Raw genomic sequence first — 13,644 nt, forward strand, 5'->3', positions numbered from 1 at the left:
CCGCCCTACGGTGGCTTGGGCCTCAATAGCAGATGCTCCTATGTTCAGGCAACGGTTTTTGCGGTCGTTCTTGGTGGCTGCACGGCGTGGAAGATTTCTCGGGCGATGTAGCGTTTGATGCACCGCTTGATCTCGTTTTTCGTCTTGCCTTCGGCGAGGCGCCTGGTCAGGTAGCCGCGGGTGGGTTGGTGGCGGCGCAGGCGGACGACCAGGATGACGTGCAGGGCTCGGTTGGCGTCGCGGTTACCTCCCCGGTTGAGTCGGTGTCGGACGGTTTTGCCGCTGGAGGCTTCCAGCGGGCTGACCCCGCAGAGTTTGGCGAACGCGGCGTCGCTGCTGATCCGGTCGGGATTGTCGCCGATCGCGGCCAGAAAGGTGGCGGCGGTGTCGGGGCCGACGCCGTAGACGGCACGCAACCGTGGGGCCGCGGTGGCGGTGATGGCGTCGAGGTGCTGGGCGAGCCGCTGGGCTTCGGTGTCGAGTTCGCGGCAGCGCTTGGCCAGTGCCTTGACCGCGAGGATCACGGCATCGACTGCGCTGCCAAGTATTTCGGGCTCTGGGAGTTCTTCGCATGCGGCGATGAGGCGGTCTTTGTAGAAACCTGCGAGTTGTTCGCGCAGTGTTGCGGGGGCGGTGACCAAGAGGTCTTGCAGGGCGGTGTAGGCCTTGGCGCGGGCACGCACCGCGCTGGTGCGGGCCACGCGCAGGATGCGCACCATCTCCGCGGGGCCGTCGGCGGATTTGGGCTCACCGAGGGCTTCGCCGGCCAACACGATGGCGGCGGCCCCGGCGGCGTCGGCGTCATCGGATTTGCCGTAGCGCGCCGTGCGCTGGCGTTTGGGGCGACCGACCTCGGTGACCGTGATCCCCTCGCCGCGCAGATGGCGGGCCAGGCCGGCGCCGTAGTGACCGGGGCCTTCGATCCCGACCAAAATGAGCTGGCCCAGCCCGCGCGCCCAGGACAGGAATTGCCGGTATCCGGCGGTGGTGGTTGGCATGCGGTAGCTGCCCAGCGGCCGGCCGAGTGCATCGGCGGCGTGCGCAACATGGTGTTGCTTGCCGGTGTCGATGCCGACAGTGACCTGTGGTTGAGTGGATGCGGCGGTGGTGGATTCCATAGCGGCCCTTCCTGTGACCGGGATTTTCCTGGATGAGGTGAAGGGCGAAGCCGTCGGGCGGGGACGATACTGCTACGGGATGCTTGGTCGCGCTCCTATCAGGTCACTCCGTCCGGCGGTTCCGCGCCGAACCAGGTGTGGTCGACGGATCTGACAATTGAAGGCACACCATGCTGCGCGCGGCCGGTAAAGAAATGAGTCAGACCGCACCGGTTCGGACGCGGACCCTACCGACGCCCCGCTTGGTGAGGCCGCGGAAACGCCGGTAGTTCTTTAATAGCAGTAAGGAAAAGTGGCTCTTCGTAATGAAGCGTGGTAGTGGTCAGGGGACACGGTTGTCTGCCTGAGCCTGGGAATGGGCCTGGGGCCTCATGATTCGTGGTGTTAGGAACACGAAGGGAAAGGCCCCAGGTGAGAGACAACAGTAGTGCCACGGTGATGCTTGGGCTGGAAGGCATGGCCGTGCTGGCAGTTTCCGAGCGTGACGGCGAGGTCGAATACGCCATAGAGACCACGGCAACGAGCGGGTGGTGCCCGGTGTGCGGCGCGCAGGCCCGGCTTCATGATCAGCGCCCGACGTGGGTACGCGATCTGCCGGCCGGAGACCGCCCGGTGACCCTGGTCTGGGTCAAACGCATCTGGAGATGTGTGCATCCCGAATGTGAGCAGCAGACCTGGACCGAGACGCATGCGGCCCACTCGACAGTCTTCGCCACGGGAGTCGTTGACTTGGATCACGCCAGACTCATCGACATCTTCCCTGGTCGGAGTCGAAAGGTGTTGGCTGACTGGCTTTCTGCTCAACCCAGCGAGTGGACCGCGAGCATCGGCGTCGCCGCGCTGGATCCGTTCCGCGGCTACGGTAACGCCCTGTCGACCGGATTGCCACATGCGGTGCGGGTCCTTGATCCGTTCCATGTGGTGCGTCTGGGATTCGCCGCGGTCGACGACGTGCGCCGTCGCGTCCAACAGGACATCTATGGCCATCGCGGCCGCCGCGGTGATCCGCTGTATGGGATTCGCCGGGTGCTGCGCAGAGGTGCCGACAACCTCACCCCTACCGCATGGGCGCGGCTGCTGGCCGGCATCGAGGCCAGAGACGATCGCAGCCAAGTCGCCGCCGCGTGGGTAGCCGCCCAAAAGTTGCGCGCCATCTACCGCGCCATTGCCGTCGAGCAGGCCGCCGCTCGCTTATATGACTAGACGATGTGCATCGGTGGATATTGCGGCTGGTGAGAGCCGGTGTTCCGCTGTGGGGTGAGCCACTGTTCCGTTGGCTGGTGAGCCACTGCGACGTTATCGGGTGAGCCGTGGCACCGCTGCTGGTGTTTAAGGTGCGACCGTTCGTCGGTCCGTGTCGCTGGGGCGCGGACGTGACGAAAGGGGTCACCTTCGATGGTCGACTACAAACAGATCCTGCGGCTATGCGCCGAAGGGGTGAGCCAGCGCGGTATCGCGGATGTGTTGGGCTGCTCCCGGAACACGGTGGCGGCGGTGTTTTCTGCCGCGAGTTCTGCCGGTGTGGGTTTCGGGGAGGTGGCCGACCTCGCCGCCGATGAGGTCCGTCGTCTGTTATTGGGCGAACCTGCCAGAGCGGACTCAGACCGTGTGGTGCCGGATTTCGAGCATGTGCACCGTGAACTGGGGCGTCCGTCGGTGACGCTGCTGCTGTTGTGGAGCGAGTATGTTGCGGCCTGCCGGGCCTGCGGCGGGGTTCCGTATCGGTATTCGTTTTTCAACGAACAGTACCGCCGATGGGTGGCCTCGGCGGGGGCGTCGATGCGTATTCAGCGCAGCCCGGGTGAGTCCATCGAGGTCGACTGGGCCGGTGATGCGATGAGCTTGGTCGATCCGCTCAGCGGCGCCCCGACCGATGCGTGGTTGTTCGTGGCCGCGCTGTCGTTTTCGGCCTTCACGTATGTGGAGGCGTTCACCGATATGACGCTGGTTTCGTGGAACGACGCGCATGTTCACGCGTTCGAGGCCTTTGGCGGCGCGGCCCGGCTGCTCGTGCCGGACAACCTTCGCACGGGGGTATCGTGGGCCGACCGCTACGAGCCGGCGCTGAACCCGGCTTATGCCGGGCTGGCCGAGCATTACGGCACCGCGATCGTGCCGGCCAGGGTCAAGCGGCCGCGTGACAAGCCGGTCGTGGAGGGCAGTGTGCGGTTTGTCGCCAACCAGGTCGCCGTGGTGCTGCGTGATCGGCGGTTCGTGGGCCTGGCCGAGTTGAACGAGGCCATCTTCGAACTGGTCGACCAGATCAACGCGCGGGGATTCCAGAAGCGGGAGGACTTCAGGCGGATCGTGTTCCTGCGGGACGAGAAGCCGCTGCTCAATCCCTTGCCGCCGGTGGATCTACGAAAAGCAAAGGCAGGACCGAACTATCACGTTCAAGTAGACCGCAATTTCTACTTTGTGCCATCGACGCTGATCGGGTGCAGCCTGGATGTTCGCCTGACCTCGGGCACGGTGGAGGTCTTCGCCGGCGCCGAACGCGTCGCTTGTCACGCCCGGTTCAAAGGTGTGCGCGGGCGGTATTCCACCGTGGCCGAGCACATGCCTGCCGGGCATCGGCACCGGCTGGCTGACTGGAGCCCGGCCCGCTTCGAGCAGTGGGCTGCGAGCATCGGCCCGAACACCGTGGATCTACTGCACCCAGCTGCCGCCCGGCCAGTGGCACGACCGCATGGAGGAGAAGATCCTCGCCGACGCGATCATCGATCGCATCACCACCAACGCCCATGCCACCGTGCTGACCTGCGACGAATCGATGCGCAAGCACTTCAGCCAGCTCGGCTGACCAGCGTCCGGCGGGACGGGACACCACACGTCCCGCCGGCACCGGTCCCACGCCAACACCGATCCTGCGCGCATCCGCACCTCGACCGGCACAGCGGCGCCACGGCTCACCCAATAACGTCGCAGTGGCGTTCCGTTACTAAGGCGACCCCGCGGAGCAGCGCAGGTCGGGGCACCCCAGCCGAAAGTGTCGCAAAAACAACCGATTTCGACACACAAGCTGGTGCTCCCGATTCGCGGGTGTGGTTAGCGGTTCCAGTCGACGATTCTCATTCGCACGTCGACACCAGTCCCGAGCTTGTTTTTCAAACCATGAAGAAAACCCCACTGGTGCAGCACCTCGGCCGCCAAGCGGCGACACACCTGCTCCACCGCGTCAACCGACTGGTGTTGGTAGTCGATGTCGGCGTCGCGGTCGAGGCTCTCGCCCGCCGACGCTACCGGCATCTCGTTCTGCAGCAGCAGCACCGCGATCCGGCGCTTATCCAACGCCACCATCCAACGCATGCCCTCCGGCAGCTCCGGCAGCGCCGATGTCGTTTCGCCGTCAGGCGCGTAGGTCATGTGCGCTGCTGGTGCCGTTTGCGCAATTGAACGACTGCGGCAACGACCGACATCGTCGCAACCGCGATGTTCACATAGCGCAGCCGCTCGGTGGTGATCGCGTCAAGCGTCAGGAAGCCAGCGCAGATGAGCATCGCGCCGGCGTAGAGCATTTGCATCCTGCGGTTGAGCTGGACATCGCTCGGGGAGCCACGCCGAACAAGCCGCCGCAACACGAACGCGAGCAGCAGTCCCAGCGCCGCCGCCGACAACACCAACGGCATCATTTGCTGCATTGGTCCAGTCCAACCATACCGTTCGTTACCATCCCACCGCCGCTGATGATTCCGATGGTGGCGGCGCCGCCGGTCACGGTTTCGCCGGGTACAGAGAGTCCGATGGTCGCTAAGCCGCCGAGGATTTCCAGGAAGTCCTTGAACTGTTCCTCGCCGCTGCATCCGGGGAACCCCGGAGGCTTTTGTGTGTGGCTTGACGGGGCGTCCGGCATGGTGATCACTTGTGGCGGGGTGTGCACGAGCTGGCGTTTGATTGGTTCGCCGGTTTGCGGCGGGTTCGGTGGTGGTGGCGCGGGCGGTGGCCCATCGGTTTTGAAGTGGTTGTCGATGGCTTGGATGTGCCGGTGAATGGTGCCTTCGCCGCCGAAGTCCCCGGCGGCGGTGATGATGTCGGTGGCGGTTTGATACTCGCGGGTGGCGAAACCACCGGCCTGGGTGCGCAGCTGGGTGGCGATGGCCTGCGCGGTGGGCTGGCGGGCATACCAGGCGATGGAGCCGGGCGCATACATGGCGTCGGTGACCGACCAGTCCTCACCGACTGCGAAGCCTTGCTGGCGGGCTTGCTCGATCCCCGAGAGGATGGCTTGCTGCTGCTGGTGGAGCACGCTGGCGCCGTTTTCGGCGCGCTGGGCGGCGGCATCGAGCTGCCCGGCCTGCCGCTCGGCGTCGCGCAGGTGCCCGGCCATCGCCGCACGCATCGCCTCATCGGCCTGGCCTTGCCAATCCAGGGCGTCGGCTTGGGCCGTGATCGCGCCCACCACATCGCGGCGGCGGGTGGCCAGCTCCCGCCAATACGCGGCGTGCTCGATCAGATGCGACACGTCATAGGCGCGCAGCGCCGACTGGGAGGGAATCACGTGGTTCTCCGGTCGGTGCCGCTGATCGTGGTGATCGCGGTTTTCACCTCGCCCGCCGCCTGGCTATCCATGCTTTCATAGCCGCCGGCTGCGGCCCGTGTGCCGGCGGCGGTGGCGGTGATGCGGGTGTGCAGCCTGGCGGTGACGGCCTGCGCGGCGCCGCTAAGCCCCGCGCAGGACAGCATCGACGGCCAGGCAACCACCGGCGCCGCCAACCCCGGCGGCGCGGCATACAGCTCGCCCAGCTGCGCATCCCAGCCGGTGCTAACTACCCGCAACTGGGCGGGAGCCACCCGGACACCAGCACTCATGCCGGAAGCGTAACAGTCGCACCCTTGCGGCGCGCTCGGTTAAATCCGACCGGCCGCTGTCGCACCGGCGCCGCGGGGCGACATCGCCTGAGGATCGCTAGCCTAGCGGCGGCGAGGGAGTTGGATGCAGCGGAATCGGCATGCGCTCGCGAACCAGAAGGGTGGTGTCGGCAAGACCGCGACAACGCTGGGTTTGGCCAGCGCGATCAGCAATCGGGGCGGCAAAGCGCTCGTCGTCGACATGGACCCGCAAGCCAACGCCACCGAAGGCCTCGGTGTGTACACCACCGATGATCAGCTGACCACCGCGGATCTCATGGACCGGACTCAACCGGGATCGGCCATCGAGGCTGTCGTGGTGACAGACTGGGATGGCATCGACCTGATCCCCGCACACCTTGATCTGTCTCATGCCGAATCCAGCGGTGCTTCCGACCTGGTTTTCCGCCTCGACGTTGCCTTCGAGGGCCTGGACTTATCCGCCTACGACGCCGTCCTTTTCGACTGCCCGCCAAGCCTGGGAAAACTGCTCTTTGCGGTCCTGCTGACCGTCGATGACGTCTACGCGATCACCGAACCAACCAAAGACTCCGTCAAGGGTGTTACGCGGCTCGAAACCACCGTGCAGAAAGTCAAACTGCGGCCCAACCCCCGCTTAGAGCTGGCCAAGATCATCATTTCTCGCCGGCAGAACAAAGGCGAGCCCATCGACCGCGAACGCGAACTGCGCGCGGCCTACGGCGATCTGGAAGCCAAAACCGTCATCCCCGACCTCGGGGCCCGCCAGGACGTCCACAGCGCCGAAGTGCCGATCCACAAATACCGCGGCGGAAAATCCCTCAGCTTGCAAGTCCTGTTTTGCGTCTGAGTTAATGCGGCAGGAACGGCAAAAAATCCCAGCCAGATGTGGGCGTGTCGGACACGTCTGGAGGATTGTCATGTCGTCTGCTGGCCCGATGGGAAAGGGACGCAAACCGCGGCGGGTGCTGCCGCCGAGCGAGAAGTGGGAGTTGTTCACCTCGGTGTTGACGGGGCAGTTCACCCAGCGGGAGGCTGCTGCGAAGTGGCGGATCGACCGCACCACGGTGACGACGATCTGCCGGTCGGCGAAGGAGGGCGCTCTGGCGGCGCTGTCACGACGCCGGGACGCCCGGGCAAGAGCGCCGAGCAGGTCGAGTTGGAGGAGGCCAGAGCGGAGCTGGAGCAGTTGCGGGCCACGATCACGGAGCAGGCGGTGGAGCTTCATCTGTACCGGGGAAAATCGCGTTGGGACTGACCGTCGGCCCAGCCCCGGCCCGTGTGGACGCATCCGTCAAGGCCGGCATCTGTGATCTGGTCGAGCACGCGGTGGTGCACGGCTGGTCGGCCCGGGTGGCGTGTCGGGTGCTGGACGTGGATGACACGCGGGTGGCCCGCTGGGCCGCGCGCCGCGCCGCCGGCGAACCGCTGGACGACCTCCCGCCAGCGGCAACCCCCTGCACGGCCTGCTCGAGTGGGAGGCCGAGGCGATCGTGGAGCTGTTCGAGCAGTGGGCTGAGACCGACCGGTCGCACCGTAAGCTCGCGCACCGCGGGTCACGGATCGGTGTGGTCCATGTGTCGCCGTCGACGCTGCAACGCGTGTTGCTGGCTAAACAGCTTGTGCTGCCAGGAAATCCGCCTCGCGAACCCACGCCGCGCAAGCCGTGGCCGGACTGGCTCGAATGGAAACCGAACCGGATCTGGGGCTATGACTTCACGCACTTCCCGCGTGCTAAACGCGCCGCAATCGCGATCATCGACGTCGTTTCCCGCAAGTGGATCACCACGGTGTGCTCGGCCGAGGAATCCTCCACCCAAGTCGAGATCGCCTTCTTTCGCGCCCTGCAACAAAAGGACCTGTGGCACGCCGCCGACCTGGCCGCCACTGACACGCTCGTCAAGGCACTCGTCGACGGCGACGCCGAGGTCATCGACCGGGCCATCGCCGACGGCGACCGGCCACTGCTACTGGCGATCAGTGACAACGGCCCGCAAATGCGCTCACACACCACCCGCGAGTTCCTGGCCGGCGTAGCGATCGCCCGCCAGTTCGGAAGACCCGGAGCGCCCCAAGACCAAGCCTGGATCGAGACCCTGTTCGGACACCTCAAGGGCGAATGGCCACACCTGGAGAAGATCCGCGACGGTGCCGAACTCGACGCCGAACTCGCCCGCGTCCAGATCCACTACAACACGGTGCGACTCTCGGCCGCCATCGGCTACGTCACCCCATGCGACGAACACGAAGGACGCGGTGACGCCATTCGCCAAGCCCGCCGCGACGGGCTCGCCCGGGCACGCGCCGATCGCATCGACTACCGTCGACACCTGAAGGAAACCCAACCATGATCACGGACCACTCTTGGCTGGGTATTTCGAACCGCGAATGCCTCATTAAGTCAGACACACGTCACACCGCTGACAACTACCGACCACTCAACCCCCAACAGTTGGCAGCCCTCGCGCGGGGGGCCCGCCGAGCGCCTCGAGTAACCAAGAGTGATCGATCCGATCGAACGCGGCCGACAGATCGGCATCCAAAATCCACACCCGTTTGGCTCGTGGCGAGCGTAGGATACGGGCGCCGATCGCGTCGGCACAGCCGCGCCCGGGACGAAACCCGCAGGACGGGTTTCGAATAAGGATTACCGCTTGGGTTCCAACGCATTACCGACCCGCGCCTGGTGGCACCGATCCATCCAAGCGGGGATACCAAGTGGGCGCTGTTCTCCATTGGCCTTCGCAATATACACGCGCCGAACCGGCACCGGCTCCCACGACGAACGCAAACGACGCACGCGCACCGCCACATCCGCGGGGGCCTCGCTCGACAGGGCGGTTTCCCGTCGATCCCGGCCGTTCGACGCCCAGCATTGCGCTGGCTCGCCTGTCGAACACTCACCAAAGTGTTCGACCATGGCCACAGCATCAACTTTTGCAGCGACCGGACCGAGGTCGAGTCATCCTCCCGCGTCGCCTTGAAAATCCTGCGCCGCAACCTCGCTACGTTCTCCTCGTGCCGGCGCCAGTCAACGGCGAACCAATCCACGACGCTGACATGCTCGGGTCCGTTCACCTCGACGATGTCCAACTCGCCCCTATGGTTTGCAAGACCACCGGTCCCCAGTTTGTTCAACGGCTCGCCTGCCCACGTCAACAACCTCACAGGCCCGGCCACATCAGGTCGGTGTCCGGTCGGTTATGCCGCGACGATCGACGGAGGTGTCGATCACAACTGCCGCGGGTTTCCCATTGGCTTTCGGCCACCGGCCTTCGCGTCTTGGGCAACGGCGCTTTGAGCTGCCGCCATGGTGGTCCGGCTAGCCAGCAGGTGCTGGCCCTTGACACCGAAATTGGCGACAACGACGCCGATAGCCTCGCCAACGTCGCTGATCTGCTCCGGTGCGCGGACTCCCGGCGCATTAGCGACAATCTTAAATCCCGCGCCGCTACAACCGACGCCTGCGCGCCTGATGTCTGGGCACGAACCAGCATCCGATCCAACGCTGTATCGCCCGCTGCTACAACCGCAACGCATCCAACGCAAAATCCACGCCCAAGCCACCTGGCCTGCCTCAACGTCCGGTAGGTCATGCTGCGCGACCACACCGCACATCAACCCGCTGGGCCTCAGGCCGCAGCGGCTTACCAAAATCATTGAGAATCACCCTGTATCGGCGGTCGATCCGCGCTGTCGGATCAAACCCTCGCGCGCAAGCCACGGTCTTCGGCTGCCGGTTGCGCCGGACGCTGCGACACGACCTGGAAGCAGCAGGGCGGATCAGCTCGCTCGCCAACGCGGCTGACTTGGCGTGGCGCTAGCCCAGCTCGGCCAGCAATCCGAGCGCGCCGGCCGCGATCAGCTAGCCGCTGAGCGGCTGTGCGTCGAGCACCCCCGGCGCCTCCGCAGCCAGCAACGCCGATACCACGCAACACGCGATGGCTGCCAGCACCGGCCGCAGGACCGCCACCACACCACCGGCGCCTAGGGAGCCGTACCTATCGCTGGTCACCGCTGCCGCGCAGATGGACGTCTAGGCGGCAGGCCGATGCGCACACACTCAGCCAACGCGGCCGCGTTGTCGGCGGCCAACGCCCGCGCCAACAACACCAACTCGGCCACCCGTGGGTCGGCCACCGTGTAATGCGCGAACCGCCCGGCGCGGCGGACCTGCACATACCCGCAGTCGGCCAAACATGCCAGGTGCGACGACACCCGGCCCTGCGACATCCCCAGGTGCGCCACGCATTCGCTGACCGTGTGCTCGTCGCGTAGCAGGAACTCCAGTAGCCGAAGCCGCGCTGGCTCGCCCAGGGCCCGGAAGAACTTGGCTACCATCTCCACTCCGCTGTCGGTCTCGGGCAAAAGCATCACGCTGGAGTCGCTACGTCGGCTCACCTACGGTCACCTCACTCACAGGCCATCAGTACGAGAGATCCGGAACAACAGATATTAAAACTACAGTGACGTTAGGCGCATAAATTCCACAAATTCAAGGGGCAGTCTGGTCTCGCCGGAGGCCGATACCAAACCGGCTTGGTAGAATAGTGGTTGTCGGCGCTGTCGTTGTGGCATTGTGACGGTTGACGCTTTGACGTCTGCTTGGTGAGAGCTTGTGCCGACGTGCTTGCCTACAACCGTCATCTGGTGCAGGTACCGGCGGGAATCTGGGATTCGCCTCAGTGAACGACTCTTGCAGGCAGTGTCTATTCGGGCATCGTCAGACTTAGCTGGCCGTCGAAGAACACCACGGGCCGAATGCTTTTCGTACCCATAATGATGGACGACTATGGAAATAGCTGCCTCCGATGATCGGTTTCAGATCAGACGACGGGTCAGCTGGGAACCTGTTGAGGCCACAGATGGCGCGACAGCACTTCTAGACGCCACGGTGTCGGATGCTCGGCGGTGTAGCTTCGGAGCCGTCGAGGAGCTCGCCATCAACAACACACTGCTACTTCTCGCCGCTCCCGTTACGCCGGGTTCTCTGAATGCAACTGGTTTGACGCACCACCCGGTCATGACCAGTCCGCCCATGATCAACTGCTCGTCGCGTAGGTCACTGGGGAAGATAGCGTGAGCCGTATGCCAAGAAAGATCGTAATACCTCATGTAAATATGCCGGCGAAATCTGGTCCTTGTCTCACGTAGGAATGCCCGCGAAATCGGGGTCAGCTGGCTCCAGCCTTCAGAGCGCCCAGGATGTGGGTGTTGGCGTTGTTGCGCACAGTGCGGGTGAACACCCATCCGATATGCACATCGGTGAGATTCAGGGTGCGGGCGAACTCGCCCTTCAGCGTTGGACCGCAATGGGCGACCGTATCGCCCTCGAAGAAACCTGGCTCGTCTCCTACCTCATCACCGGCATTGCGGAGGCCTACCTGCTCGGCTTCTACGGGTGGCACGCCGCGCACCGTCAGCGCCGCAAATCCGCCGCGGCCGCCGCCGGCCAGGGCGCCCAACCCGGTCGTCGTAACGGTTCGGTGGCCAGCAACCTTCCTTCGTTGCCGGGCGGGTTTTTCGGCCACAATGCCCGCGGGGATCGTCGCCGCCGATCCCCGCGGCGCGGCGCTGGTGATCGGGCCGCCGGGATCAGGCAAGACCCAAGGCGTGATCATGCCGTCGGTGGCGTTCGCGCCGGCGGCGGTGGTCTCAACGAGCATCAAAGCCGAAGTGCTGGCCGCCACCCATGTCACGCGCAGCCTGCGCGGCAAATGCTGGCTGTTCGACCCTGGGGGCACACCGCCGGCCGGTCTGATCGGGTTGCGCTGGAATCCGTTGTGCGACATGCATTGTTGAGACGATGCGCGCAGCGTCGCGGCCCGCTTGACCGGCCCGGCCCGCGGTGGTGCCGGGGCATCGCACGCCAGCGACCATTGGGTCGATCGCGCTGAAACCTGGCTTTCGGTGCTGCTGTTCGCCGCCAAGCTGTCACACCTGGGCGGGAACCTGCCGGCCCTGGCACGCTGGTGCGTGTCGCCCACCGCCGCGGCCCGGAGGTCGAGGCCGTGCTGATCGTCGCCCAGCAGGACGGCCTCGACGGCGCCGACATCGCGGCGAGCCTGCTTGACTGCTTGCTGAGCGTGCCCGACAAAGAACGCGAATCGATCGCCTCCACCCTGGGCCGGATCATGAACATCTACACGTCCTCGGCGGCGCTGCGCGCCGGGATCGACCCGAATTTCGACGTGTACGCTTTCGTGCGCAGCACCGACGCGGTGTACATCACCGCCGCCGTTGATCGGCAACGCGACTACGCCCCACTGATCGCAGGCTTCCTTGAATCGATCCGGTTGGCGCAGTATCACCGCCGCCAAGCCGTGGACCTCGTCCGCGAAACCCAAACCACGCCAGTCACCTTCGTGTTGGATGAGGCCGCCAACACCGCCCCGATCCCGCTGCCCAATGTCATCAGCGAAGCCGGTGGGCAAGGCTTGCACTGCGTGGTGGCCTTTCAAGACCTTTCCCAGGCCCGGGCCCGCTGGGGCGACGCCGCGGACGGGTTTTGACGTTGTTTCCCGAGAAGCTGGCTTTGCCCGGGATGGCCGACCGCGCCACCGCCGAAATGCTGTCCCGAATGTCGGGCGAGTACGACCGGATGTCGGTGTCGGTCGGCCAACCCGGCCGCAGCGTCAGCCCAACCTGCTGGCTGGGCCCCATCACCACCGCCAACCACGACGCGGGCCTCACGTATCACACGTCGCGTGAAGCCGTGCTGTCCGTCGCCGACATCACCGGCGTCCCGCCCGGCCGCGGCCTGCACTGGTCGACCCGCGGCTGGGAACTCATCACATTGCATCCCTGGTGGCAGCAGCGCAGTACCTACGGTCTTTCGCCTCCCGCCCGGCCCTGGTGGGCCGGTTGGGTCCGGTGTCATACCGCGGTGAGACACTGGTGGGCGCGGATGCGGGGTGGCTGGCGCGTTACGGCGCGAATTACGCGACTGACGCCGAGCGCAAGGCCGCCTACCGCGACTTTAAAGCCAACCTGGCGGCCCTGGCGGAGGTTTTCGACCACAGCGCCGCGCTGCGGTGAGCGTTTTGGGCTATGCGCGGGTCTCCACCGCGCACCAAAACCCCGATATGCAGATTCAGGCGTTGAAAGCGGCTGGGGCGGAGTGTATCTGGACTGAAACCATGTCGGGCGGCCGAGACGACCGCCCGCGGTTGGGCGCGCTGCTGGGCTACGCGCGCCCCGGTGATGTGGTGTTGGTGTGGCGGCTGGACCGGCTGGGCCGCTCCTTGTCGCACCTGCTGAAAATTGTCGGCGAGCTGGAGGCCCGCGGAATCGAGCTGCGCTCGCTGACCGAGGCCATCGACACCAGCAGCGCCGGCGGGCGGCTGCTGTTTCACGTGTTCGCCGCGGTCGCCCACTTCGAGCGCGCACTGGCCGCCGAGCGGTCGGCGGCCGGGGTGGCCGCCGCCCGCGCTGCCGGGCGCACCCCCGGCAGGCCCCGGCTCGACACAGCCATCCTCGAGGCGGTCCGCAAGCTCGACCACGCCGGCGCGCCCCGCGCGCACATCGCCCGCGCACTCGGTATCTCCCGCTCCAGCGTCTACCGCACACTGGCCAGGGGCGTATAACGCGGGTGCGCTGACGCCCACAGGCGCGGGGAGGGGCAAGATGCCAAAACCCTTCACCGGCTGGGACAGTTCCGGTACACGATTGCGGCACACCGCTGGCAGCGCAGCAGCGC

17 protein-coding genes and 2 pseudogenes are annotated in these 13,644 nt (G+C 65.6%); 10 read left to right on the top strand and 9 right to left on the bottom strand.

What is annotated here, in order from left to right; genetic code table 11:
- Positions 1–44: 44 nt before the first annotated feature.
- Complete coding sequence (locus MSM1_RS07855) at positions 45–1,118, bottom strand: IS110 family transposase (protein WP_213440935.1); 1,074 nt, start codon at positions 1,116–1,118, stop codon at positions 45–47.
- A gap of 411 nt (positions 1,119–1,529) precedes the next feature.
- Between MSM1_RS07855 and MSM1_RS07860 the strand changes: the two genes are divergently transcribed.
- From MSM1_RS07860 to MSM1_RS22895, 3 genes and pseudogenes are all read left to right on the top strand, one after another.
- Entirely contained in the window at positions 1,530–2,321 is a 792-nt protein-coding gene (locus MSM1_RS07860; RefSeq protein ID WP_213440936.1) for a transposase, read from the top strand.
- A gap of 192 nt (positions 2,322–2,513) precedes the next feature.
- A pseudogene (gene istA / locus MSM1_RS22890) lies at positions 2,514–3,641 on the top strand (IS21 family transposase); the annotation flags it as partial.
- Between the two features lie 166 nt (positions 3,642–3,807).
- The gene (locus MSM1_RS22895) at positions 3,808–3,921 is read left to right on the top strand and encodes a hypothetical protein (RefSeq protein ID WP_374101697.1); all 114 of its coding nucleotides are present in this window, start codon (positions 3,808–3,810) and stop codon (positions 3,919–3,921) included.
- Between the two features lie 559 nt (positions 3,922–4,480).
- Here MSM1_RS22895 and MSM1_RS07870 read toward each other — a convergent pair.
- The 3 genes from MSM1_RS07870 to MSM1_RS07880 are packed head-to-tail and all read right to left on the bottom strand — an operon-like array spanning position 4,481 to position 5,927.
- Positions 4,481–4,759 (bottom strand): hypothetical protein, encoded by a 279-nt coding sequence (locus MSM1_RS07870; RefSeq protein ID WP_213440938.1) that lies wholly within the window; start codon positions 4,757–4,759, stop codon positions 4,481–4,483.
- Entirely contained in the window at positions 4,747–5,616 is an 870-nt protein-coding gene (locus MSM1_RS07875) for a hypothetical protein (protein WP_213440939.1), read from the bottom strand. Before MSM1_RS07875 ends, MSM1_RS07870 begins: the two co-directional genes overlap by 13 nt.
- Positions 5,613–5,927: a hypothetical protein gene (locus MSM1_RS07880; protein WP_213440940.1), complete on the bottom strand. Its 315-nt coding sequence runs from the start codon at positions 5,925–5,927 to the stop codon at positions 5,613–5,615. Before MSM1_RS07880 ends, MSM1_RS07875 begins: the two co-directional genes overlap by 4 nt.
- A 124-nt stretch (positions 5,928–6,051) precedes the next feature.
- On the opposite strand from MSM1_RS07880, the gene MSM1_RS07885 reads away from it, so the two are divergent.
- The 3 genes from MSM1_RS07885 to MSM1_RS07895 all read left to right on the top strand — a co-directional run bounded on the left by MSM1_RS07885 (position 6,052) and on the right by MSM1_RS07895 (position 8,296).
- Positions 6,052–6,795 carry a ParA family protein gene (locus tag MSM1_RS07885; RefSeq protein ID WP_213440941.1) on the top strand — a complete coding sequence of 248 codons (744 nt, stop codon included), beginning with the start codon at positions 6,052–6,054 and terminating at the stop codon, positions 6,793–6,795.
- A gap of 195 nt (positions 6,796–6,990) precedes the next feature.
- Positions 6,991–7,203, top strand: coding sequence for a hypothetical protein (locus MSM1_RS07890; RefSeq protein WP_213440942.1), 213 nt, complete (start codon positions 6,991–6,993; stop codon positions 7,201–7,203).
- A gap of 235 nt (positions 7,204–7,438) precedes the next feature.
- Positions 7,439–8,296, top strand: coding sequence for an integrase core domain-containing protein (locus tag MSM1_RS07895; RefSeq protein WP_307857305.1), 858 nt, complete (start codon positions 7,439–7,441; stop codon positions 8,294–8,296).
- Between the two features lie 87 nt (positions 8,297–8,383).
- Here the strand turns inward: MSM1_RS07895 and MSM1_RS21640 are convergent, their stop codons facing one another.
- The 5 genes and pseudogenes from MSM1_RS21640 to MSM1_RS07915 form a co-directional block, all read right to left on the bottom strand.
- Positions 8,384–8,593, bottom strand: coding sequence for a reverse transcriptase domain-containing protein (locus MSM1_RS21640; RefSeq protein ID WP_307857345.1), 210 nt, complete (start codon positions 8,591–8,593; stop codon positions 8,384–8,386).
- Positions 8,594–8,846: 253 nt separating this feature from the next.
- Positions 8,847–9,125, bottom strand: a pseudogene (locus tag MSM1_RS22665) (reverse transcriptase N-terminal domain-containing protein); the annotation flags it as partial.
- Between the two features lie 685 nt (positions 9,126–9,810).
- Positions 9,811–9,960: a hypothetical protein gene (locus MSM1_RS07905; RefSeq protein ID WP_213440924.1), complete on the bottom strand. Its 150-nt coding sequence runs from the start codon at positions 9,958–9,960 to the stop codon at positions 9,811–9,813.
- A complete protein-coding gene (locus tag MSM1_RS07910) occupies positions 9,957–10,319 on the bottom strand; it encodes a helix-turn-helix transcriptional regulator (protein ID WP_213441574.1) in 363 nt (120 codons plus the stop codon). Before MSM1_RS07910 ends, MSM1_RS07905 begins: the two co-directional genes overlap by 4 nt.
- A gap of 800 nt (positions 10,320–11,119) precedes the next feature.
- On the bottom strand, positions 11,120–11,410 hold the full coding sequence (locus MSM1_RS07915) for a hypothetical protein (RefSeq protein WP_236054797.1): 291 nt from the start codon (positions 11,408–11,410) through the stop codon (positions 11,120–11,122).
- A gap of 67 nt (positions 11,411–11,477) precedes the next feature.
- On the opposite strand from MSM1_RS07915, the gene MSM1_RS07920 reads away from it, so the two are divergent.
- The 4 genes from MSM1_RS07920 to MSM1_RS07935 all read left to right on the top strand — a co-directional run bounded on the left by MSM1_RS07920 (position 11,478) and on the right by MSM1_RS07935 (position 13,531).
- Positions 11,478–11,747, top strand: coding sequence for a type IV secretory system conjugative DNA transfer family protein (locus tag MSM1_RS07920; RefSeq protein WP_213440943.1), 270 nt, complete (start codon positions 11,478–11,480; stop codon positions 11,745–11,747).
- 170 nt (positions 11,748–11,917) lie between these two features.
- Entirely contained in the window at positions 11,918–12,457 is a 540-nt protein-coding gene (locus tag MSM1_RS07925) for a TraM recognition domain-containing protein (RefSeq protein WP_213440944.1), read from the top strand.
- 295 nt (positions 12,458–12,752) lie between these two features.
- Positions 12,753–12,983: a hypothetical protein gene (locus tag MSM1_RS07930; protein ID WP_213441685.1), complete on the top strand. Its 231-nt coding sequence runs from the start codon at positions 12,753–12,755 to the stop codon at positions 12,981–12,983.
- Positions 12,980–13,531 carry a recombinase family protein gene (locus MSM1_RS07935; protein WP_307857306.1) on the top strand — a complete coding sequence of 184 codons (552 nt, stop codon included), beginning with the start codon at positions 12,980–12,982 and terminating at the stop codon, positions 13,529–13,531. Before MSM1_RS07930 ends, MSM1_RS07935 begins: the two co-directional genes overlap by 4 nt.
- Positions 13,532–13,644 lie beyond the last annotated feature (113 nt).

It is taken from the genome of Mycobacterium sp. SM1, assembly GCF_018361265.1.
Classification (GTDB): domain Bacteria; phylum Actinomycetota; class Actinomycetes; order Mycobacteriales; family Mycobacteriaceae; genus Mycobacterium.

Coding starts and splice junctions, on each gene's coding strand:
- MSM1_RS22895 (WP_374101697.1), top strand. CDS start 3,808: ATGGAGGAGAAGATCCTCGCCGACGCGATCATCGATCGCATCACCACC.
- MSM1_RS07870 (WP_213440938.1), bottom strand. CDS start 4,759: ATGCAGCAAATGATGCCGTTGGTGTTGTCGGCGGCGGCGCTGGGACTG.
- MSM1_RS07920 (WP_213440943.1), top strand. CDS start 11,478: ATGCCCGCGGGGATCGTCGCCGCCGATCCCCGCGGCGCGGCGCTGGTG.
- MSM1_RS07885 (WP_213440941.1), top strand. CDS start 6,052: ATGCAGCGGAATCGGCATGCGCTCGCGAACCAGAAGGGTGGTGTCGGC.
- MSM1_RS07855 (WP_213440935.1), bottom strand. CDS start 1,118: ATGGAATCCACCACCGCCGCATCCACTCAACCACAGGTCACTGTCGGC.
- MSM1_RS07880 (WP_213440940.1), bottom strand. CDS start 5,927: ATGAGTGCTGGTGTCCGGGTGGCTCCCGCCCAGTTGCGGGTAGTTAGC.
- MSM1_RS07910 (WP_213441574.1), bottom strand. CDS start 10,319: ATGCTTTTGCCCGAGACCGACAGCGGAGTGGAGATGGTAGCCAAGTTC.